This window comes from Pseudomonas batumici, from assembly GCF_000820515.1.
Classification (GTDB): Bacteria; Pseudomonadota; Gammaproteobacteria; order Pseudomonadales; family Pseudomonadaceae; genus Aquipseudomonas; species Aquipseudomonas batumici.
Window position 1 is genome coordinate 41,610 of record NZ_JXDG01000082.1, and the last position, 22,115, is coordinate 63,724.

Annotated in this window: 20 protein-coding genes and 1 pseudogene; 15 read left to right on the forward strand and 6 right to left on the reverse strand. The window is 62.6% G+C overall.

What is annotated here, in order from left to right:
* The first annotated feature begins 56 nt into the window (after positions 1–56).
* The 6 genes and pseudogenes from cysT to UCMB321_RS28200 all read left to right on the forward strand — a co-directional run.
* Positions 57–875 carry a sulfate ABC transporter permease subunit CysT gene (gene cysT, locus UCMB321_RS28175; RefSeq protein ID WP_040071970.1) on the forward strand — a complete coding sequence of 273 codons (819 nt, stop codon included), beginning with the start codon at positions 57–59 and terminating at the stop codon, positions 873–875.
* A 12-nt stretch (positions 876–887) separates the two neighbouring features.
* Entirely contained in the window at positions 888–1,760 is an 873-nt protein-coding gene (cysW, locus tag UCMB321_RS28180; protein WP_040071971.1) for a sulfate ABC transporter permease subunit CysW, read from the forward strand.
* Positions 1,761–1,763: 3 nt separating this feature from the next.
* Positions 1,764–2,753, forward strand: coding sequence for a sulfate/molybdate ABC transporter ATP-binding protein (locus UCMB321_RS28185; protein ID WP_040071972.1), 990 nt, complete (start codon positions 1,764–1,766; stop codon positions 2,751–2,753).
* 259 nt (positions 2,754–3,012) lie between these two features.
* Positions 3,013–4,380 (forward strand): hypothetical protein, encoded by a 1,368-nt coding sequence (locus UCMB321_RS28190; RefSeq protein WP_040071973.1) that lies wholly within the window; start codon positions 3,013–3,015, stop codon positions 4,378–4,380.
* Positions 4,377–4,889, forward strand: coding sequence for a sorbitol dehydrogenase (locus UCMB321_RS28195; protein WP_040071974.1), 513 nt, complete (start codon positions 4,377–4,379; stop codon positions 4,887–4,889). The genes UCMB321_RS28190 and UCMB321_RS28195 overlap by 4 nt, the downstream gene beginning before the upstream one ends.
* Positions 4,886–6,757 (forward strand): annotated as a pseudogene (locus tag UCMB321_RS28200) (GMC family oxidoreductase); the annotation flags it as partial. The gene UCMB321_RS28195 and the pseudogene UCMB321_RS28200, both read left to right, overlap by 4 nt.
* An 80-nt stretch (positions 6,758–6,837) precedes the next feature.
* Here UCMB321_RS28200 and UCMB321_RS28205 read toward each other — a convergent pair.
* A complete protein-coding gene (locus UCMB321_RS28205; RefSeq protein ID WP_040071976.1) occupies positions 6,838–7,362 on the reverse strand; it encodes an Mpo1 family 2-hydroxy fatty acid dioxygenase in 525 nt (174 codons plus the stop codon).
* Positions 7,363–7,443: 81 nt separating this feature from the next.
* On the opposite strand from UCMB321_RS28205, the gene UCMB321_RS28210 reads away from it, so the two are divergent.
* Positions 7,444–8,130 (forward strand): Crp/Fnr family transcriptional regulator, encoded by a 687-nt coding sequence (locus tag UCMB321_RS28210; protein ID WP_040071977.1) that lies wholly within the window; start codon positions 7,444–7,446, stop codon positions 8,128–8,130.
* A 47-nt stretch (positions 8,131–8,177) separates the two neighbouring features.
* Here the strand turns inward: UCMB321_RS28210 and UCMB321_RS28215 are convergent, their stop codons facing one another.
* Positions 8,178–9,182, reverse strand: coding sequence for an AraC family transcriptional regulator (locus tag UCMB321_RS28215; protein WP_040071978.1), 1,005 nt, complete (start codon positions 9,180–9,182; stop codon positions 8,178–8,180).
* Between the two features lie 96 nt (positions 9,183–9,278).
* On the opposite strand from UCMB321_RS28215, the gene UCMB321_RS28220 reads away from it, so the two are divergent.
* The 5 genes from UCMB321_RS28220 to UCMB321_RS28240 all read left to right on the forward strand — a co-directional run bounded on the left by UCMB321_RS28220 (position 9,279) and on the right by UCMB321_RS28240 (position 14,004).
* Positions 9,279–10,352, forward strand: coding sequence for a fatty acid desaturase (locus UCMB321_RS28220; protein ID WP_040071979.1), 1,074 nt, complete (start codon positions 9,279–9,281; stop codon positions 10,350–10,352).
* Between the two features lie 301 nt (positions 10,353–10,653).
* Positions 10,654–10,977 (forward strand): hypothetical protein, encoded by a 324-nt coding sequence (locus UCMB321_RS28225; RefSeq protein WP_040071980.1) that lies wholly within the window; start codon positions 10,654–10,656, stop codon positions 10,975–10,977.
* A 410-nt stretch (positions 10,978–11,387) separates the two neighbouring features.
* On the forward strand, positions 11,388–11,969 hold the full coding sequence (locus tag UCMB321_RS28230) for an alpha/beta hydrolase (RefSeq protein ID WP_040071981.1): 582 nt from the start codon (positions 11,388–11,390) through the stop codon (positions 11,967–11,969).
* Between the two features lie 58 nt (positions 11,970–12,027).
* Positions 12,028–12,936, forward strand: coding sequence for a sigma 54-interacting transcriptional regulator (locus UCMB321_RS28235; RefSeq protein WP_040071982.1), 909 nt, complete (start codon positions 12,028–12,030; stop codon positions 12,934–12,936).
* A gap of 285 nt (positions 12,937–13,221) precedes the next feature.
* On the forward strand, positions 13,222–14,004 hold the full coding sequence (locus UCMB321_RS28240; RefSeq protein ID WP_040071983.1) for a MetQ/NlpA family ABC transporter substrate-binding protein: 783 nt from the start codon (positions 13,222–13,224) through the stop codon (positions 14,002–14,004).
* A 292-nt stretch (positions 14,005–14,296) separates the two neighbouring features.
* On the opposite strand, the gene mgrA is transcribed toward UCMB321_RS28240, so the two are convergent.
* Both mgrA and UCMB321_RS28250 read right to left on the reverse strand, forming a co-directional pair.
* Positions 14,297–15,334: an L-glyceraldehyde 3-phosphate reductase gene (gene mgrA, locus UCMB321_RS28245; RefSeq protein WP_040071984.1), complete on the reverse strand. Its 1,038-nt coding sequence runs from the start codon at positions 15,332–15,334 to the stop codon at positions 14,297–14,299.
* 103 nt (positions 15,335–15,437) lie between these two features.
* Positions 15,438–16,328, reverse strand: coding sequence for a LysR family transcriptional regulator (locus UCMB321_RS28250; protein ID WP_040071985.1), 891 nt, complete (start codon positions 16,326–16,328; stop codon positions 15,438–15,440).
* 125 nt (positions 16,329–16,453) lie between these two features.
* Between UCMB321_RS28250 and UCMB321_RS28255 the strand changes: the two genes are divergently transcribed.
* Both UCMB321_RS28255 and UCMB321_RS28260 read left to right on the forward strand, forming a co-directional pair.
* Positions 16,454–17,194: an SDR family oxidoreductase gene (locus tag UCMB321_RS28255; protein WP_040071986.1), complete on the forward strand. Its 741-nt coding sequence runs from the start codon at positions 16,454–16,456 to the stop codon at positions 17,192–17,194.
* Positions 17,195–17,454: 260 nt separating this feature from the next.
* Positions 17,455–17,712 carry a hypothetical protein gene (locus tag UCMB321_RS28260; protein WP_040071987.1) on the forward strand — a complete coding sequence of 86 codons (258 nt, stop codon included), beginning with the start codon at positions 17,455–17,457 and terminating at the stop codon, positions 17,710–17,712.
* Between the two features lie 9 nt (positions 17,713–17,721).
* Here the strand turns inward: UCMB321_RS28260 and betT are convergent, their stop codons facing one another.
* Together betT and epsC are read right to left on the reverse strand one after the other, a co-directional pair.
* Complete coding sequence (betT, locus tag UCMB321_RS28265) at positions 17,722–19,677, reverse strand: choline BCCT transporter BetT (protein ID WP_209437220.1); 1,956 nt, start codon at positions 19,675–19,677, stop codon at positions 17,722–17,724.
* A 216-nt stretch (positions 19,678–19,893) separates the two neighbouring features.
* Positions 19,894–20,823: a serine O-acetyltransferase EpsC gene (gene epsC, locus UCMB321_RS28270; RefSeq protein ID WP_040071989.1), complete on the reverse strand. Its 930-nt coding sequence runs from the start codon at positions 20,821–20,823 to the stop codon at positions 19,894–19,896.
* A 190-nt stretch (positions 20,824–21,013) separates the two neighbouring features.
* Between epsC and UCMB321_RS28275 the strand changes: the two genes are divergently transcribed.
* The gene (locus tag UCMB321_RS28275; RefSeq protein WP_040071990.1) at positions 21,014–22,006 is read left to right on the forward strand and encodes a D-cysteine desulfhydrase; all 993 of its coding nucleotides are present in this window, start codon (positions 21,014–21,016) and stop codon (positions 22,004–22,006) included.
* Positions 22,007–22,115 lie beyond the last annotated feature (109 nt).

The window sequence follows — 22,115 nt, forward strand, 5'->3', positions numbered from 1 at the left end:
AGAGCCCGCATTCATTTGCGGGTTTTGCATGTCCGTTCCGCTAACCAAGGACTTCTATGTCGCGTCGTATCTCCCCCGTCATACCCGGCTTCGGGCTGACGCTGGGCTACACCTTGGTGTACCTCAGCCTGATTGTGCTCATTCCCCTGGCGGCGATGTTCGTGCACGCCGCCCAACTCACCTGGGAGCAGTTCTGGGCGATCATCTCGGCCCCGCGCGTGGTCTCGGCACTGCAACTGAGCTTCGGTACCGCGCTGTATGCGGCGATCATCAACGGCATCATCGGCACGCTGCTGGCCTGGGTGCTGGTGCGCTACAGCTTCCCGGGGCGCAAGATCATCGATGCGATGATCGACCTGCCGTTCGCCCTGCCCACCGCCGTGGCCGGTATCGCCCTGACCGCGCTGTACACGCCCACCGGGCTGGTCGGGCAGTTCGCCGCCGACCTGGGCTTCAAGATCGCCTACACCCCGCTGGGGATCACCCTGGCGCTGACCTTCGTGACCTTGCCGTTCGTGGTGCGGACCGTGCAGCCGGTGCTGGCCGACATCCCCCGGGAAGTCGAGGAAGCCGCCGCCTGCCTGGGCGCCAAGCCGCTGCAGGTGTTCCGCCATATCCTGGTGCCGGCCTTGTTGCCCGCCTGGTTGACCGGTTTCGCCCTGGCCTTTGCCCGTGGCGTCGGCGAGTACGGTTCGGTGATCTTCATCGCCGGCAACATGCCGATGAAGACCGAGATCCTGCCGCTGCTGATCATGGTCAAGCTCGACCAGTATGACTACACCGGCGCGACCTCCATCGGCGTGCTGATGCTGGTGGTTTCCTTTGTCCTGTTGCTGCTGATCAACTTGTTGCAGCGGCGTATCGAAACCCCATAAGGAGGCGCGAACATGTCCCAATCGTCCATTAGCGCCGCTTCCTCGGCCAACGCTGCCCGGCGTGGCAGTGCCACCTCGCGGCGGGTCCTGATCGGCCTCGGCTGGCTGATCTTTGCGCTGTTTTTACTCCTGCCGCTGTTGATCGTGGTGTCCCAGGGCCTGAAGCTCGGTCTCGGCGCGTTCTTCACGGCGATCTTCGAACCGGATGCCCTGTCGGCGCTGAAACTGACGGTGATCGCCGTGCTGATTTCGGTGCCGCTGAACCTGGTGTTCGGCGTCAGCGCCGCCTGGTGCGTGAGCAAGTACAGCTTTCGCGGCAAGAGCATGCTGGTGACCCTGATCGACCTGCCGTTCTCGGTGTCGCCGGTGATCGCCGGTCTCGTCTACGTGCTGATGTTCGGCGCCCAGGGGATCTTCGGGCCCTGGCTGGCGGACCACGATATCCAGATCGTCTTCGCCTTGCCGGGCATCGTCCTGGCGACCATCTTCGTTACCGTGCCTTTCGTCGCCCGTGAACTGATCCCGCTGATGCAGGAGCAGGGCACCCAGGAAGAAGAGGCGGCGCGCCTGCTGGGCGCCAACGGCTGGCAGATGTTCTGGTATGTCACCGTGCCGAACATCAAGTGGGGCCTGATCTACGGCGTGGTGCTCTGCACCGCGCGGGCCATGGGCGAGTTCGGCGCGGTGTCGGTGGTTTCCGGGCACATTCGCGGGGTGACCAACACCCTGCCGTTGCACGTCGAGATCCTCTACAACGAATACAACCACGTGGCCGCGTTCGCCGTGGCGAGCCTGTTGCTGATCCTGGCGCTCTTCATCCTGCTGCTCAAGCAGTGGAGCGAAAACCGTATCAACCGCCTGCGCGCCAGCGTCGCGGAGGAATAAGTCATGTCGATCGAAGTCCGTAATGTCAGCAAGAACTTCAACGCCTTCAAGGCCCTGGACAGCATCAACCTGGATATCCAGAGCGGCGAGCTGGTGGCCTTGCTCGGCCCGTCCGGTTGCGGCAAGACCACTTTGCTGCGGATCATCGCCGGGTTGGAAACCCCGGATGACGGCCGCATCGTGTTCCACGGCGAAGACGTTTCCGGCCACGACGTGCGCGATCGCAACGTCGGTTTCGTGTTCCAGCACTACGCGCTGTTCCGCCACATGACGGTGTTCGACAACGTCGCCTTCGGCCTGCGCATGAAGCCGAAGAACCAGCGTCCGAGCGAAAGCCAGATCGCGACCAAGGTCCATGAGTTGCTGAACATGGTGCAGCTCGACTGGTTGTCCGATCGTTACCCGGAGCAGTTGTCCGGTGGCCAGCGCCAGCGGATCGCCCTGGCCCGGGCCCTGGCGGTGGAACCCAAGGTGCTGCTGCTGGACGAACCCTTCGGCGCGCTGGACGCCAAGGTCCGCAAGGAGCTGCGGCGCTGGCTGGCGCGGTTGCACGAAGACATCAACCTGACCTCGGTGTTCGTCACCCACGACCAGGAGGAGGCCATGGAAGTCGCCGACCGCATCGTGGTGATGAACAAGGGCGTGATCGAGCAGATCGGCTCACCGGGCGAGGTGTATGAAAACCCGGCCAGCGATTTCGTCTACCACTTCCTCGGTGACTCCAACCGCCTGTACCTGGGGGACGATCATCACGTGCTGTTCCGGCCCCATGAAGTGTCGCTGTCGCGTCATGAGCTGGCAGATCACCATGCCGCCGAGGTTCGCGATATCCGCCCGTTGGGCGCCACCACGCGGGTGACCTTGAAAGTCGAAGGCCAGAGCGAACTGATCGAGGCCGAAGTGGTGAAGGATCACGACAGCCTGATCGGTCTGGCGCGGGGCGAGACCCTGTTCTTCAAGCCCAAGGTCTGGCAGAAGCTGGCGTCTCTCTGAAACGATCGTGCGAGCCATCGACATTTCGATGGCTTGTCGTCCTCCCTCCATAGGGCGCTATATGGCATGTTGCTGTGCAGGGCTACTGCTGTAGATATGGCGATTGGCTATTGTTTTTAGTCTCTTTCGATCTAACGGACAACTTATGTAATTTCTAATCCTTATCTACGCTGGATGTGCCAGGAGGGCGCAGTCTAAAGAGTCCATGAAGGGCCAGCGTTTTGCCTCCTGGTTAGCCTGATGCCAAGGAGATGCACGTATGAAAATGGAAGCCCATCGACCCTGTCGAGTCCTTGGTGGCGCATTGTTTTGCGCGCTGTCGAGTTCGATGACCTTCGCCGCCCCCACGTTGTCGCCGCAAATTCCCTTCGATGTCACGGTGACTACTCCCGTCAGCCTGGATAGCCTGCAACAGAACTTCGATCAACTCTCCTGGCAGACCTTCATTGCCTTGAACTGGCCGGCGCAGGCGAACGGTAATCCGGCGGCCGGCACCCAGATTGGCAAGCAGGACGGCGCCACCGTCTGGGAAAGCTGGCGCGAGAGTTATCAGATCTTTCTGCCCAAGGGCCAGCCCCCCGCCGGCTGGAACACCGCGCCAGCCATCCCCAAGGCCTGCGAAGGCCTCAAGCCCGGACGCCTGTTGCAACAGATGGGCAAGGTTCCGGATGTGCTGGATGAATTTATCCAGCCGTTCCAGAGTGGCCCGTTGGTGGACCAGAATGGGGTCTATACCCGCAACGAGATCGTGGTGAACCAGTCGATGTTCAACGACATCACCAGCAAGGGGCTCTACAGCGTCGAGGGGCAGCAGGCGTACCTCACGAAAAACCAGAACAACCATGTGGCGTTCAGTTGCGGTTCGAACAAGACCCAGCAAGTCGGGGCGGTCATGGTCAAGGCTTCCTGGAAGGTGCTGGGTGGCAATGACCAGCGTTCACGCTTTCATACCGTCGATGCCTTGGTCTATACGCCTGGCAACAGCGACCCGACCCGTGGGCCTATCGTCGCGGAGTCCTGCAAGGCCGAACCCGTGGGGCTGGTGGGGCTGCATATCGTGCACAAGACCGCCGGCGCGCCGCAGTGGGTCTGGTCGACCTTCGAGCATGTCGACAACGCACCGGAAAAGACCACACCGCTGAAGCAGCGCAAAGGACCTTACCTGTTCTACAACGTGACCAGCAGCACGCCGGCCAATCAACCGCCAGCGCGCCCCTGGAACCCGGCGGTCAAGGCCACGCCTTCGCAAATAGTGCGCGTGATCCCATTGACCGCCGCGACCAAGACCTTGAACGCCTCCTATCAGAAGCTGCTGAGGACGGTGAACGCCAACAGTGTCTGGGCCAATTACCAGTTGATCAGCACCCAGTGGCCCACCCAGCCCGCCACCGATTGCGAGTTGCCGTCCCCGACCAATCCGTTGGGCAGTCCGGCCCCGACCTTCCTGGCCAACACCACCCTGGAAACCTTTATCCAGGGATCGGTGCCGCAGACATCGTCCAGTTGCATGGAATGCCATAACAACGCCACCACCCGCGTCACGCAGAACCCACGGACGGCCTTTGCCGATTTCACCTATTTGCTTGAGCGTGCCCAATCCTCCAAGGGCACAGGGAGTAAGCCATGAGCACTGATCTGGAAAATTTCGTCGGTTTGTCCTCGGCGCTGCTGGGGATTGCCGCCGACAGGCTGGCGCCGCCGATCGACTCCACCCAACTGGCGTCGAAGTTTCTCGCCTACACCCGGCCCAAGGTCACCGTGCAGGTGTTCAATGCGCTGCTCAGCCAGTATGCGACGATGGTGGCCGATCAACTGACGCCCGACCAGATCGCCGTGGCGATCCTGATGAGGCTCGGGCAGCCGGCCCCGACGCAAACGGCCCAGGCGGCCCGTGCGATCATGAAGCTCTGGCTGTTGGGCGTCTGGTACCAACCCTATGATGTTGGCGTTTTCAAGCAGGGCCAGCAATGGGTGGTCTCTGACCTGGCCTATCAGGAGAGTTGGGCGTGGAAGGTCGCGCAAGCCCATCCGATGGGGTACAGCCAGTTCCATTTCGGTTATTGGAGCGAGACACCGCCAAGCCTGGCGGCGTTCACCGGCGTTTCGGGCAGTGGCAATCAAGGAGGCTGGTCATGAGCACTGAACAGGCAGATGTCGTTATCGTCGGTGCGGGCCTTGCGGGCAGCATCATCGCCTACCAACTGGGGCTGGCCGGGAAGAAGGTTCTGGTGTTGGAGGCGGGGCCGTCGGTGCCGGCCAATCGCAGCGGATACATGGAGCGTTTCTATACCTCCACCCTGAAAACACCTGAGTCGCCTTATCCACCGGCCAGTACCCTGGAGCCTGCCAAGCATCCGAAGCTTAAGCCCAGCGAGCAAAATGCGCCGCGACCCACCATCGCCGACCTGATCAATGGCTGGAAAGACCCGGATATCAGCTATCTGGTGCAGAAGGGGCCGTTACCCTTCACCAGTACCTACGAACGTGTCGGTGGCGGCACCACCTGGCATTGGGTGGGCACCTGCCTGCGGATGCTGCCCAATGATTTTCGCCTGAAGAGCCTTTACGGGGTGGGTGTTGACTGGCCGATTGGCTATGACGATTTGCAGAGTGCCTATTGCCGGGCCGAGGAGGAGATTGGCGTATCGGCCAATGTGGCCGATCAGGCCTACCTGGGCATGACCTTCCCCAAAGGTTATGAGTTCCCGATGCACAGCATCCCCCTGTCGTTGGTCGATGGCAGCTTTGTGAACGCGGTACAGGGCAAGTCGTTCGCCGGCTTGCCGCTGGTGGTAAGTCCTACCCCTGCCGGACGCAACTCCGAACCTTATGCCGGCCGACGGGTGTGCGCGGGCAATACCAATTGCACGCCGATCTGTCCGATCCAGGCCAAGTACGATGCCACGGTGACCCTGAACAAGGCCCTTGAAACCGGCAATGTGCGGGTTCTTTACCAGACCGTGGCCAGTCGGGTGACGGTGGCGGCGGACAAGAGCATCAGCGGTATCGAGTTCATCCAGTATCAACTCGGCGATGGCCCGCCCACCGGGACCGGCGTGGCGACCGCGAAACGTTATGTCATCGCCGCGCATGCCATCGAAACCCCCAAGTTGTTGCTCAACTCCGCCTGTGCCCAGTGGCCCCAGGGTGTTGCCAACAGCAGTGGGCAGGTGGGGCGCAGCCTGGCGGACCATCCGATCTATCTCGCCTGGGGACTGATGCCGGAGGGGAAATCGGTGTTTCCCTATCGTGGACCGGTGTCCACCGCCGGCATCGAGAGCCTGCGCGATGGGCCGTTCCGCAGCCAGCGCGCGGCCTGGCGGATAGAGATCGGCAATGAAGGCTTGAACTGGCCGATCGGTGATCCCTATACCACGGTTGCCGACCTGATCGATGGCCAGAATAACAGCAAGACCAATCCACTGCTGGGCACAAATAATCCACTGCTGGGCACGGTTGGCGAGCCACAGGCGCTCTATGGCAGTACCTTGATCAAGGCCCTCAACGACCGGTTTATCCGTCAGTTCCGCATCGCCTTCCTGGTGGAGCAAGTGGAAGATGATCCTGACCAGGCCAGCAGTTATATCGTTCCTTCGGCCGTTTACAAGGACCGGTTGGGTATCCCGCGACCCGAGATCCACTACGACCTGTCCAAGTACACCAAGGAAGGCTTCAAACAGGCGCGTAAGGCCGCCAGCTACATCATCACCGAGTTGTTGGGGGCCACCGAGTTGACCGACCTCAAGCCGAAGCCCTCAGATACCGGTTATTTCACCCACGATGACCAGCCCTACGTTTTTCAGGGGGCTGGGCACTTGATGGGCACCTATCGCATGGGAAGCGATCCGCGGACCTCAGTGGTCAACAAGGATCAGCGCAGTTGGGATCACAGCAACCTGTTCCTGGTCGGAGATGGGGTATTCCCTAGCAGCGGTACCTCCAACCCGAGCCTGACTATCGCCGCGCTGTCGTTCCAGGCTGCCGATGTACTGATCGGCGATCTCAAGTGATGGAGTGGGTGGCGCCTGGTCGCTACTGATGGACCGAACCGGAGCGAGTGTTCAGCGCTCCGGTTCCCGCTGTTTCATACCGAGATATTCTTGCCACGCAAAGTGACCGGGCCTGAGCGTTGCTCGATGGCCTGTTTCAAGCCCTGACGCAGCCCCAGCAGGAACAACAATTCCACCACCACGAACAACGGCCCGATGATCAGCCCGCTGAGGTCATCGACAAATGCCGGTTTGCGCCCTTCGTAGTAATGCCCGACGAACTGGATCGCCCAGCCGATCACGAACAGGCCGATTCCGCTCGCCAACCACACTGGCGTGTTCTGCGCCGCGAGCATTTGGCCTGCCCAAACGGATAGGCCGAGCAGCACCGTCATCAGTAGCCCGAGGGCCCGTTCCAGACGCAGATAAAACACCGCCGAGGCCACCGCCAAAAGCACCGCGGGACTGATCCCGAGCCCGGCCACCGGCCATTGCGGGCGTGACAGCAACACCGCCACGGCGACCACGATCAGTGGAATCCCGATGAAGTGGCTGGCGATATTGCGCGGGTCACGGTGATAGGCCGCGTATTGACTGAGGTGCTCGACGAGGTTTTTCATTGTTATTCCTCCTGTAGGGTGATGGGATCATGCCCTGCGTGAAATATTTACTCTGTCAGCTACACGACAATCGGAGTTTTCATGGACGTATCTGCCTGGCGCTCGCGCCTGCTGACCGGACACTGGTTCAACCATCTGCCCGCTCATTTGCAGGATAGCCTGCTCGCCGCCGCCAAGGGCCGTCGCCTGACACCTGGCCAGCGCCTGTTCCAGCGCGGTGATCCGCCTTGCGGGCTGTATGCGGTGCTGGAAGGTTCGGTCAGGGTCGGAGCCGTCAGCGAGAAGGGCAAGGAGGCGTTGCTGGGGGTGATGGAGTTGCCTTACTGGTTCGGCGAGATTTCCCTGTTCGATGGCCTGCCGCGTACCCACGATGCCTATGCCGTGGGGCACACCATCCTGTTGCAGGTGCCGCAGGACGTGTTGCTCAAGCTGCTCGACGAGCACCCCGAATACTGGCGGCATTTCGCCTTGCTGATGAGCCAGAAACTGCGCCTGACCTTTATCGGCCTGGAACAGTTGAGCCTGATGCCGGCCCCGGCGCGCCTGGCTCACCGGCTGTTACTGATTGCCGAAGGCTACGGCGAGCTGCACCGTTCGCGGCAGTTGCTCGAGGTGTCCCAGGAGCAGTTGGCGGCAATGTTGTCGCTGTCGCGCCAGAGCATCAACCAGATCCTCCAGGACTTCCAGCAGCAGGGCATCCTGAGCACCCACTATGGCGGGATCGAGATCCTCGATCCGGAACGTCTGCGGGCTACGGCCAGCGCCTGAGTCGCCCCGTTAGCCCAGGCTGAGCGAGATTTCTGTGGCGAGCGGGCTCAACGCAGCCCGTCGCGGAACTGCCCCGGGGTGATTCCAGTCCAGCGCTTGAAGGCCCGGCTGAAGCTGCTGGTGTCGGCAAAGCCCAGCAGATAGCTGACTTCGCTCAGCGAACATTGCGGGTCGCGCAGGTGCAGCAGCGCCAGGTTTTCCCGGCATTCATTAAGCAGGGTGTCGTAGCGCGCGCCCTCGTCGGCGAGGTGCCGCTGCAGGCTGCGCAGACTCAGGTGCAGCGCCTGGGCGATGCGCTCCGCCGACGGCTCGCCTTCCGGCAGCTGCGCTTCGATGGCTTCGCGGACCCGGCGCTCCCAGGTCAGGGGTTTCAATTGCGCGAGCGTGCGGTTGAGCACCGCCTCGTTGTGCTCGGCCAGTTCCGGGTTGGCGTCGTCCAGGTGGCTGTCGAAATCCGCACAGGCGAACTCCAGCCGATCCTCCTCGGCTGCGAAGAACACCGGCGCGCGGAACACTGTGTGCCAGGGGGTCGGATCGGCCGGCGCCGGGCGTCGCAGATGCACCGCCAGCGGCGCGTAGTCGCGGCCCAGGCGGTTGCGGCAGGTCCGCACATAGATCGAGGCGAAGGCGTCGATGGCTTCGGGGGCCGGTGATGGGCTGTCCTTGGGCACCCGCAGGCGAAAACGGTAGCGTTCGCCCTCGCGGCTGAGCTCCAGCTCCAGCGCATCGCTGACCACCTGGTGATAGCGCACGATCCGTTCGAACACTTCCCGCAGGCTGCCGCTGGCCACCAGCGCATAGCCGAGGGCGTGAAAGGTGGTCGGACTGACAAACCGTGAGACCCGCAAACCGATGGCCGGATCGCCGCTGTGGGTGACGGCCAGTTGCCACAGGCGCGTGGTGGCCGACAGCGGGTAGCGGGCGTTGGGATCGTCCATCAGTTGCGGATCGAGCCCGGCTTCCCTGCACAGGGCGGCGCTGTCGAGACCCAGGGCGTCGAGCTGCTTGCGCAGGGCGCGGGTCCAGCTGGAGAGAGAGGTCGGTTCGGGCATGTTGGCGTATCCGGTCAACGGGTTGGCGTTCGCGGCTACGACCTTTGATGCTGCAACGGCGCAGGATACGAACATCAATAACAAGAGGATGGGATCATGGAAGGTGTTTGCGCAAGTCCCGAGCGCTTGAATGCGCAGCAACGTTCGGCGCTCATTCGTGAAAGGGTCATGGCCCGGGGCGTCGAGTTGCGGCGGCGTTATCCGCTGCTGAACCATCAGGACGCCCTGGGGGCGGGCATCCTGGCCGTTGCCCTGGCCGGCATGATCGGATCGGCGGCGCTTTATATGGGTGGCTATCTGGCCGGGTGGGCGTGTTTGTTACTGAATGCTTTTTTTGCCTCGCTGACCCACGAGCTGGAGCACGACCTGATCCACAGTATGTATTTCCGTAAACAAAGGGTGCCGCACAACCTGATGTTGGCGCTGGTCTGGCTGGCGCGGCCGAGCACCATCAACCCGTGGATTCGTCGCCATCTGCACCTCAATCATCACAAGGTCTCCGGCACCGAGGCGGATATGGAAGAGCGCGCCATTACCAATGGCGAGCCCTGGGGGATGGCCCGCCTGCTGATGGTCGGCGACAACCTGATGTCCTCGCTGATCCGCATGCTGCGAGCCAGGACCTGGGCGCACAGGTTCAACATTCTCAAGCGCACGCTCAAGGTCTATGCACCGCTGGCGTTGCTGCACTGGGGCACGTGGTACCTGTTCCTCGGGTTTCATGCGGCCAACGGAGTGGCCGGCCTGCTGGGCACGTCCATCGACTGGTCGGCCCATACCCTGGCGGCGATGCAGGTGATCGACATCGCGGTGGTGGTGATCATCGGGCCGAATGTGCTGCGCACGTTCTGCCTGCATTTCATCAGTTCGAACATGCACTACTACGGGGATATCGAGCCGGGCAACGTGATCCAGCAGACCCAGGTGCTCAATCCCTGGTGGCTGTGGCCGCTGCAGGCGTTCTGCTGCAACTTCGGCAGCACCCACGGGATCCATCATTTCGTGGTCAAGGAGCCGTTCTACATACGCCAGCTGAGCGCGCCGGTGGCGCATCGGGTGATGGCCGAGATGGGTGTGCGCTTCAATGATTTCGGGACGTTCGGGCGGGCGAACCGGTTTGCCCGGCGGGAGCGGCAGAGCTCACGAGAGGTGAGTACTGCACAAGGCTGAGGGTGGCAATACAAAACTTGTGGGAGCCGGCTTGCTGGCGATAGTGGCCGACCAGACGATACAAGGCTCACGGGCCTCATCGCCAGCAAGCCGGCTCCCACGAATCGAGGTTTACCTATAAGTAAGTTTTTCGTCGGGCAAGTTATTCACAATGATGGGGTTCATATAGCCAATCGATTGAGAAATAACCGTTGATGCAGTTGGACAGAACTTTGAAGTCCTACCATTCTGGAAGTCGTGAGTTTCAGGAGAACCTCACATTCATTGGAAGAGTGTATTAACGGCATAAGGAGAACGCATCATGTCGAGCATCAATGGAACTTATGTAAGCTACAACTCGGACGCCAAGCTGGTCGTGACCGACGGCAACGACTCGAACGGCTCCTTCGGTGGGCAGCTCACCCAGGCCGGTGTGAACTACAACGTGACCGGGCACTACCACTTCCAGAACAGCACCGGCCAGCCTACGATCATCGCCTTCACCGGCTACAATGATGGTCACGGCTATGTCACCTTCGCCGCCTTCTCCCCCGACCACAACTACGGGAAACTGAGGGCCAGCGGCTCACGCACCACCTTCGACGGCCAAGTCGTCGGTCTGGGTGGCGAGTTCGTCAAACAGTAATAAAGGCAACACAACCATACTGCCAGGCCAACAATCGAATGAGTGGACGCTTCCGCTCATTCGCTTGAAGTTCTGGTGGTATGTTTTGTTGTTCTTGCTAGTCATGAAAGTGCATTATTCCTGTTTAATTTTTTCATCTTCCTGTCATCCGGATCGCCTTCCTTGTTTCTTGATTATCCGCACTGTTATCGATGTGGCGACAGCCTCTGCTTTACAGAGGGAACACATCATCAGGTGATTGGCATCTCCATTCCAATCTCAACAAGGACGAGATCAAGACCCGCGGCACAAGGCGGTGATCGGCCTTATATTCATTTTTAGTCTTAATAAATAGCTTCTTATTCCTTAACGGATATAAATCTCCTCCCTATACTCGCTCGGGAACGCAAACGCTGGAGGAGGTGTACCCCATGCGCAACGAGTCGATTCGCTATCTGATCGTGCCGGGCTGGCAAGGATCGCCAGAAGATCATTGGCAAACCCACTGGCAGAACAGCCTGCCCAACAGCGCGCGGGTGGAACAGGCCGACTGGCTGACGCCGCGCCGCGAAGACTGGGTGGCGGCCCTGGCCGAAGCCATTGCCGCGGACGACACGCCGGTGATCCTGATCGCCCACAGCCTGGGTTGCATCACCGTGGCCCACTGGGCGCAAACCGCGCCGCTGCACCTGCTGCGCCAGGTCCAGGGTGCGTTGCTGGTGGCCCCGGCCGATGTCGAGCGCCCCGCCTGCGCCCCCGCCTTGCGTAATTTTGCACCGATTCCGACTGACCTGTTGCCGTTCCCCAGCCAGATCGTCGCCTCCGACAACGACGCCGCCATCAGCGCCCCGCGAACCCTGGAACTGGCCCGCGACTGGGGCGCGCAAGCCAGCATTCTCAGCGGCGCCGGGCATATCAATGTGAAGTCCGGCCACCAGCGCTGGGAACAGGGCTTTGCCTACCTGTACCGCCTGCAAACCCGGATGGAACAGCATTCCCTGCGGCGCGCCTGAATTTTTTCCTTTGCTTGAACGCCCCCCGCCGGTTGGCGGTCTGGGGCGGGAGTCTGCCATGAGCCTGCATGAAACCTTCGGTCAGCCATTGCTGACCTTTCCCGATTCGGAAAAGAGCCCGCTGAGCATTCGCGCCAAGGCGCTGGTGTTCGTCGATCCGCGTTCGCGGCAACTGCGTGAAGAACTCGAAGCGCTGGCACCCAAGGCGCTGCCGGTATTGATCCGTGGCGAAACCGGGACCGGCAAGGAATTGCTCGCCCGGCATATCCACCGCGCCAGTGACCGTACCGGGCTGTTCGTTTCGGTCAACTGCGGCGCGATCAGCCCGACCTACGCCGACGCCGAGCTGTTCGGTTATGCAGCGGGGGCCTACAGCGGCTCGGCCAGCAGCCGCGCCGGCTGGTTCGGCTCGGCCAACGGCGGCACCTTGTACCTGGACGAGATTGGCGACCTGCCGCTGCCGATCCAGGTGAAATTGCTCGCCGCGCTGGAGAATCACGAAGTCACCCGGGTTGGCGCCTTGCAACCCAGCCCGGTGGATGTGCGCCTGGTGGCAGCCACCAGCATCGATCTGGCCCAGGCGGTGGCGGTGGGGAAATTCCATGAGCGCCTGTATCACTACCTCAGCGAAGGCCGGCTGGAGTTGCCGGCGTTGCGCGAGCGGGTCGGCGACATCCTGTCCCTGGCCGAGTATTTCCTCGGCATCTACAGCCAGCGCCTGAGCCTGCCGGTGCCGCTGATCAGCGACAGCGCGCAGCGTGCCCTGGAGCGGCATACCTGGCCGGGCAACACCCGGGAGCTGGAGAACGTCATTCACTTCGCGCTGCTGGTCAGCAGCGGCGACGAGATTCTGCCGGAGCATCTGAACCTGCCGACGCCGCTGGCCCTGATCGAGCAATTTATCGGCGGCAGCTCCGCCGAAGAACTGGCGGCTCTCAAGCGCCTGCTGGAGCAAACCGGCAACTGAGCAAATTTTGTAGGAGCCAGCTTGCTGGCGATGAACGTCGCCACACCGCAATCAGTCTGATGCCCCGCGTTATCGCTGACGACCATCGCCAGCAAGCTGGCTCCTACAGGAGATCGTGCAGGGCAGGGAACATGAACAAAATGGAATATGAAGATGAATAAAAGATATTGTTCTGGAATAAAAAATATCGGTATCTTCTGCTCCATGCCGGCGATATCACTTTACTGGCACCTCCCTCTCAAGGCTGTCGTCGATGACGACCGTGATTTTCGATAAGGACACTGCATGAAAAAGGTTCTGTTGTTTACCGCATTGGCGGCCGCGCTGACCGCAAGCCTGGCCCAGGCCGGCGAGAAACTGGTGGTGGCCGCGACGCCGATCCCGCACGCCGAGATCCTCGAGCTGATCAAGCCGACCCTGGCCAAGGAAGGCGTGGACCTGGAGATCAAGGTCTTCACCGACTACGTGCAGCCGAACACCCAGGTGGCCGAGAAACACCTGGACGCCAACTATTTCCAGACCAAGCCGTACCTGGATGGCTTCAATAAAGGCAAGGGCACCAACCTGGTCACCGTGATCGGCGTGCACGTCGAACCTTTCGGTGGTTACTCGAAGAAAGTCAAAAGCCTGGCTGAGCTGAAAGACGGCGCCACCGTGGCGATTCCGAACGAAGGCAGCAACAGCGGCCGTGCGCTGCTGCTCCTGCAGAAAGCCGGTCTGATCACCCTGAAAGACCCGACCAACGCGTTGTCGACGCCGAAAGACATCGTCAAGAACGACAAGCACCTGAAGTTCAAGGAGCTGGAATCGGCCCTGCTGCCACGGGTTCTGGACCAGGTCGACCTGGACCTGATCAACACCAACTACGCGCTGGAAGCTGGCCTGAACCCGGCCAAGGACGCGCTGTTGATCGAGGGTGCCGATTCGCCTTACGTGAACTTCCTGGTGGCCCGTCCGGACAACAAGGACAACGCCGCGGTGCAGAAACTGGCCAAGGCCCTGACCAGCCCGGAAGTGAAAGCCTTCATCGCCGAGAAGTACAAAGGCGCGGTATTGCCGGCGTTCTGATGCGCGAGTAAGCCCTTCAAGGTTTGAACGCCGACGCGCGACCCGCGTCGGCGTTTTTCATTGCCCGATGCAACGCCACCAGCAGTTTCACAATGTCCTGGGGATCGAGCTTTTCCGGCGGATTTTCCTGGGCCATAGGTGCTTTCCTTGTAATGGGGTGGCCATCGAATCCGGCCATGGGCGTCCGTACCTGGAGCCCCCCTCGGGTCAAAAAGATCCATGCTGCAACCCGATCAAAGTAGCCGCCCATCCCCCATCCGGCAATTCCCGGTGGTCAGGTTCCTGGCGGGGATTATTCCGCCGTCGAGGGCTTCTCCCACAGGTTGATCCCGCCTTCCTGGGCGAAGTGGTCGATTTGGGCCAGTTCTTCCTGGGTGAAACTCAGGTTCTTCAGCGCCCCGACGTTCTCGATGATCTGCTCCGGCCGGCTCGCACCGATCAGCGCCGAGGTCACCCGTGGGTCGCGCAAGGTCCAGGCCAGCGCCAGTTGCGCCAGACTCTGGCCACGACGCTGGGCGATCTCATTCAACGCCCGCACATGGGCGATGTTGGTTTCGGACAAGTGCGACGCCTGCAACGAATCGCCGCCCGGACGATTGACCCGCGCATCCTTGGGGATGCCATTGAGGTATTTGTCGGTCAGCAGGCCCTGGGCCAACGGAGTAAAGGCGATCACCCCGGTACCCAGCTCGTCGACGGTGTCCAGCAGGTCCTTTTCCACCCAGCGATTGAGCAGGTTGTAGGCTGGTTGGTGAATCAGCAGCGGGACTTTCCATTCTTGCAGCAACGCCGCCATCTCGCGGGTTTTCACCCCGGAATACGACGAGATGCCGATATACAGCGCCTTGCCCTGTTGCACGGCGGTGGCCAGGGCGCCGGCGGTTTCTTCCAGCGGGGTGTCCGGGTCGAAGCGGTGCGAATAGAAGATATCCACATAGTCCAGGCCCAGGCGTTGCAGGCTCTGGTCGAGGCTGGCGAGCACGTATTTGCGCGAGCCGCCGCCCTGGCCGTAAGGGCCGGGCCACATGTCCCAGCCGGCCTTGCTGGAGATGATCAGCTCATCGCGATACGGCTTGAAGTCTTCGCGCAGCAGGCGCCCGAAGTTGATCTCGGCGCTGCCGTAGGGCGGGCCATAGTTGTTCGCCAGGTCGAAGTGGTTGATGCCCAGGTCGAAGGCGGTGCGCAGCAGGGCGCGCTGGGTGTCGATCGGCGTGCTGTCGCCGAAGTTGTGCCACAGGCCCAGGGACAGCGCCGGCAGCACCAGCCCGCTGCGTCCCACGCGGCGGTAGGGAATGGAGTCGTAGCGGTTTTCGGCAGCTTGGTAAGTCATCGAATCCTCTCTCGGTGGGCAGTTTCAGCGAAGTGGTCCAGCATACGCCGAACTCGGACCCGCGCCGACAGCGCTTCTATCCGTGGCTGAAACCTTTCATGTTCTACATCGCCTTGGCAAAAATCTCGCTGATCCAGTCCACGAATACCCGCACCCTCGGCGACATATGGCGGTTCTGCGGATAGAGTACCGACACCGGCATCGGCGGTGGTGGGTGGTTCGGCAGGACTTCCTTGAGCAAGCCCTGCGCGATCTGCTCCGCCACCCGGTAATGCGGCACCTGGATCAGCCCCAGTCCGGAGACGGCCGAGGCGACATAGATCTCGGCGCCGAATACCGACACCCGGCCCGCCAGGGGCACTTCGAGCAGCTCGCCCGCCTCGCTGAACTCGAACGGGAATACTTTGCCGGTGGCCCTTGAAACGTAGTTGACGCCCTGATGCCGGCTCAGGTCCGCGAGGCACTGCGGCTCGCCATGTCTGCGCAGGTACGCCGGGCTGGCGCAGGTCGTCTGGCGCAAATTGGCGACCCGGCGACCGACCAGCGAGGAGTCACCGAGATTGCCTGAACGCAACACGCAATCCACGCCTTCGGCGATCAGGTCGATAAACTGGCTGGCCTCGCTCATCGACACCTCGATATCCGGGTAGCGTTCGAGAAACTGCGGCAGCGCCGGGATCACGAAATACCTGGCCAGCGCCCCCTGCAAGTCCACCCGCAACCGGCCCTTGGGCGCCACCGAGCGAAACGCCAGCTCGGCCTCTTCCAGCTCCGCCAGCAACTGCACGCAGCGCGGGTAATAGGCCTCGCCGTCGAGGGTCGGCCGGACGCGGCGGGTGCTGCGCTCCAGCAGCCGGGTGCCGAGCCAGGCCTCGAACTGATTCAGGGTGTGGGTCAGGGTCGCGCGGGGCAGGTTCAGGTCTTCGGCGGCCAGGGTGAAGCTGCTGCGCTCATAGATCCGGACGAATACCTTCATGGCCTTGACCTGGTCCATGGGCGCTCCGTTGAGGTTGATTGTTGGCGATTATTGAACAGTCAAGCCAACTATCGTGCATTTATCACCTTGGGTAAACCTGTGAGATTGGCGCCACACCCAACCCACACCCCAGGAGATTCGACATGACCCACCAGAACCGGAAAGTGGCCATCGTCACCGGCGCTTCACGCGGCATCGGCGCGGTTATCGCCCGCCAGCTGGCTGCGCAAGGCTTTGCCGTCGCGATCAACTACGCCAGCAGTGCCACCGAGGCTTCGGCGCTGGTGGTGGAGCTGCGCCAGGCCGGCCACCAGGCCATAGCGATCAAGGCCGATGTCGCCCGTTCCGCCGATGTCGCCCGGCTGTTCGATGAGACCGAGCAGCAACTGGGCAAGGTCGACGTGCTGGTCAACAACGCCGGCGTGCTCAAGGTCCTGCCCCTGGCCCAGCACAGCGACGAACTGTTCGAGCAGACCTTCGCCATCAACACCCGCGGCACCTTCAACACCCTGCGCGAAGCCGCTACCCGGCTGAATGACGGCGGCCGCATCGTCAACTTCTCCAGCAGCACCGTGGCCCTGAACCTGCCCGGCTACGCGGTGTACATCGCCAGCAAGGCGGCGGTGGAATCGCTCACCCAGGTGTTCGCCAAGGAACTGCGCGGTCGGCGGATCACCGTCAATGCCGTGGCTCCCGGCCCGGTGGCGACGGACTTGTTCCTGCACGGCAAGAGCGAAGAGCAGATCCAGACCTTCGCCAGGATGCCGCCGCTGGAGCGTCTCGGCCAGCCGCAAGACATCGCCGACGTGGTGTCCTTCCTGGTGAGCCCGGCCGCCGCCTGGGTCAACGGCCAGGTCCTGCGCGCCAACGGTGGCCTGGTCTGACGCCTGGATGTTCCGGTGAGTCGGGCTGGTGGATCTGTTACAGGTCGGCGCCGTTGAGGGGCCGGGTTTCGATCTACAGTGTTAGTGAGGGATGAGAGGACGTCCGTCAGTCAAGCTTGGCATACCCACCTGTGGGAGCCGGCTTGCTGGCGATAGCGGTCCATCGGGTGATGCAAGGCTCCCTGGCCTCATCGCCAGCAAGCCGGCGCCTACAAATCGGTATTGGGGCTAACAGACAGCACCGCCCTGGAGGACACACCATGCACACCGCCATCATCCTCGCCATCGGCCTGATCCTGCTCGGCGGCACGCTGTTCTTCGGCCAGCGCCTGGGCATCGGCCGGCAGATCCTCGGCGTCGGCTTTCTCGGCATGTGGTTGCTGGCGACGATCGTCAACGGCGCCATCGGGGTGATCACCGCCCACCAGAGCGTCCTTTCGGAATTGATGACCGGGTTGGCGGTGTTCGGTCTGCCGGCCATCGCCATGGCCTTGTTCATGGTGCTGGACAAGGCCTGAGGCGGCGTCTCAACGCACCAGGTGCAGGAACTGCATGTGCCGTTCGTACTGGTCGAGGATGTCGTTGATGATCTGCTCCTTGCTGTAGCCCATCAGGTCATAGTCCTGGCTGCCTTCGCGCAGGTGCACCTCGGCGCGGTGGTAGCGACGGTTTCTCAGCGCCCTGGGGCCCATGCCGCCGCGGGCGAAGGACGGCGTGAAGTAGCCGCGCATCTGCACCTGGTAGATGAACGGGTGCTGGTCGCCATGGCCGATTTCCAGGCTGACGTTGTCATTGGCCGGGTCCGGCTGCGTCACCACGTTCAGGCCCTTCTCGACGAACCCCGCGCTGACGTCCTCGATGGCCGGACGCACCGTCTGGTCGAGGAACCGGTAGACCTCGTCCCGCGACGGGAAGTGCACCGCCTGGCCCAGGCGCTGGCGCCAACCGCTGCGCCGCGAGTGGGACACCGGCGCCAGTGAGTGCAGCCGGGCGATCTGCTTCTGCGACTCCAGGTAGAACGCCTTGTGCAGTCCCCACATCATCAGCAGCAGGATCAGCGAGAACGGCAGCGAGGTCAGCACCACCGCCGACTTCAGCGCATCGATGCTGCCGGAGAACAGCAGGGCGCTGGTGATCAGTGCGGTCATCGCGCCCCAGAACACCCGCAGCCACTTCGGCCCGTCTTCGTCGGCACTGCCGCCACGGGCGGACAAGGTCGAGAGCACCACGGTGCCGGAGTCGGCCGAGGTGACGAAGAACACAAAGCTGATGAACACCGTGACGGCGATCACCGTCTTGCTCCAGGGGTAGGTTTCCAGCAGCAGGTACAGCGTCCGTGACGGATCCTCGAGGGCCGACTGGCCGAGGGCGGTCATGCCGTGGTTGAGCACCTGGTCGATGGCGCTGTTACCGAAGATCGACATCCACGCCAGGGTGAAGCCCAGCGGGATCAGCAGCACGCCGAAGACGAACTCGCGAAGGGTCCGGCCGCGGGAGATCCGCGCGATGAACAGGCCGACGAACGGCGCCCAGGCGATCCACCAGGCCCAGTAGAACACTGTCCAGCCGCCCAGCCAGTCGCTGGGCTTGTCATAGGCGTAGAGGTCGAAACTCTTGGTCGGCAGCGCGCCGAGGTAGTCGCCCAGATTCTGGATCAGGGTATTGAGCAGGTGCTGGGTCGGCCCGGCGAACAGCACGAACAGCAGCAGCGCGCAGGCCAGCAGCATGTTGATATCGGACATCACCCGCACGCCCTTGTCGACGCCGGTGACCGCGACGGCGATGGCCGCGCCCATCATCAGGCTGATCAGCCCGACCTGGACCCACTGGGTGTGGGGCACGTTGAACAGGTAGTCCAGGCCCGAGTTGAGGTGCAGGACGCCAAAGCCCATGTCGGCGCCGAGGCCGAACACCGTGGCGATGATGCCGAAGCCGTCCACGGCATAGCCGATGGGCCCGTTGATGCGCTTGCCGATCAGCGGATAGAGCGCCGAGCGCAGGGCCAGCGGCAGGTTGTGCCGGTAGGCGAAGTAGGCCAGGGCCATGCCGACGAAGGCGAACACCCCCCAGCCGTGCAGGCCCCAGTGCAGAAACAGGATCTGCATGGCCTGGCGCGCGGCGGCCGGGGTCCCGGCCTCGCCCTGGGGCGGTTGCAGCAGGTGGGTCAGGGGTTCGGAGACGCAGAAGAAGAACAGGGTGATGCTGATCCCGGCGGCGAACAGCATGCCGGCCCAGGACAGATAGCTGAACTCGGGTTCGTCGTGGTCGGCACCGAGCTTGATCTTGCCGTAGCCGGACAAGGCGGTGACCACCACGAAGACCAGGTACAGGGTCATCGCCAGCAGGTAATACCAGCCGACCGTATTGGCCGCCCAGTTCTGTGCCGCCAGCAGCCATTGGCCGGCGGCTTCGGGCAGGGCGATGACCAGCAGGCCGAACAGCAGGATGAAGGTGGCGGCGAAGTAGAACACCGGTGGGTTCATGCGGACCAGGCCGCTGGTGGGGAGGGCTGAAGTGCTCATGAGACGGGCACCTCAAGGGTATGAAGCGTGGCTGGGCATCTCGGACTCAGCAAAGGCAAGCCTCCTGTTGTGAGCGGGCGGCGGGCCGCCGGTTTAACTTGATCGAACGGTCAAGTTAAACACGGATGTGGTCTGTAGGACTAATCGCAGGGCTTGGCGGTGCGACTTTGTGGCGAGCTAGCGCTGCGTTCCGTCCTCATGCTGCTGCAGGTTGGCCTGGGTCAGGTTGCAGCCGGCCGGCACGCTGCGGGTCAGCCAGACGTTGCCGCCGATGGTGGCGCCGCGGCCGATGGTGATGCGGCCGAGGATGGTCGCCCCGGCGTAGATCACCACGTCGTCCTCGACGATGGGGTGACGCGGATGACCCTTCTGCAACTGGCCGTCCTCATCCGCCGGGAAGCGCTTGGCGCCCAGGGTCACCGCCTGGTAGATCCGCACCCGCTCGCCGATGATGGCGGTTTCGCCGATCACCACGCCGGTACCATGGTCGATAAAGAAACTGCGGCCGATCTGCGCCCCGGGGTGAATGTCGATCCCGGTGGCCGAGTGGGCGATTTCCGAACTGATCCGCGCCAGCAACGGCAACCCGGCCCGGTACAGGTGATGGGCCAGGCGATGATGGATCACCGCGAGAATCCCCGGGTAGCACAACAGCACTTCATCGACGCTGCGTGCCGCCGGGTCGCCGTGGTAGGCCGCCAGCACGTCGGTGTCGAGCATCCGGCGTAATTCCGGCAGGGCCATGGCGAAGTCCTGGATCAGTTGCACGGCCTTGGCCTGGACCTCGCTGTCCGACTCGCCGCCGTGCCGCGCCACATAGCGCAGTTCCAGCCGCGCCTGGGCCAGCAGGGCATTGAGGGCGGCGTCCAGGGTGTGGCCGACGTAGAAATCTTCGCTTTCCTCACGCAGGTCCACCGGCCCCAGGCGCATGGGAAACAGCGCGCCGCAGAGTGACTCGAGGATCTCGGCCATGGCCTGGCGTGACGGTAGTTCACGGCCGCCCTGTTCGTCGCTGACCCGGCCGTTACGGCTGCGCCACTCATCCCGGGCGCTGCGCAGCTGGCTGACGATGGTCTGTAGTTGCCAATGGCTGGAACGCTCGCTCACGATCAAATCTCCGGCTGGACGACCGGCCTATCGGGTCGCCTGAATGACTTCCACTTTACGGCACCGACACAAACGGCAATTAAGAACGAATGGTGCTTTATTCAGAACTTTTCGGCATAAGCGAATGACAGTTGCCTGGCGAAAAGCCGCTGCCTATAGTCCTGGCATCTCCCACAGTCAGCTTGGCCCCATGATCAAACAACAGCTTGCCCGTTTTACCCGTCTGGAACTCCTGGCCCAGGCCACCCCCCTGGAAAAGCTCGAACGCCTGTCGGCGTGGGTCGGCCGCGATATCTACATCAAGCGCGATGACCTGACCCCCCTGGCCCTGGGCGGCAACAAGCTGCGCAAGCTGGAATACCTGGGGGCCGATGCCCTGGCGGTCGGCGCCGATACGCTGATCACCGCCGGTGCCATCCAGTCCAACCATGTGCGCCAGACGGCGGCCCTGGCGGCCCGTCTCGGACTGGGCTGCGTGGCCCTGCTGGAGAATCCCATCGGTACCGAGGACGCCAACTACCTGGGCAACGGCAACCGCTTGTTGCTGGACCTGTTCGGCGCCCGGGTCGAGTTGGTAGACAACCTGGACAATGCCGACGAGCAGTTGCAGGCCCTGGCCGAGCGCCTGCGTGGCAACGGCAAGAAGCCGTACCTGGTGCCGATCGGCGGTTCCAACGCCCTGGGCGCGCTGGGTTATGTACGGGCCGGATTCGAACTGGCGGCGCAGATCGAGGACAGCGGGCTGGAATTTGCCGCGGTGGTGCTGGCCTCCGGCAGCGCCGGGACCCACAGCGGCCTGGGCCTGGCCTTGAGCGAAGCGCTGCCGCGGTTGCCGGTGGTCGGGGTGACGGTGTCCCGTAGCGACGAGGCGCAGCGTCCGAAGGTGCAGGGCCTGGCCGAGCGCACGGCCGAGTTGCTGGGGGTGTCGGTACCGGCCAGCTTCAAGGTCGAATTGTGGGACGAGTATTTCGCACCGCGTTATGGCGAGCCGAACGCCGGGACACTGGCGGCGGTCAAGCTGCTGGCCAGCCAGGAAGGCATCCTGCTCGACCCGGTCTACACCGGCAAGGCCATGGCCGGGCTGCTCGATGGCATCGCTCTCCAGCGTTTCGAGGACGGCCCGATCATCTTCCTCCATACCGGTGGCGCTCCGGCATTGTTTGCCTACGAGGCTATGCTGTAACCCGACCTTGATCGCAAGGCGAGCGCGGACCCTGTAGGAGCTGGCTTGCCAGCGATGAGGCCCGCAAGCCTTGCAGCGATCATTCGGCCGCCATCGCCGGCAAGCCAGC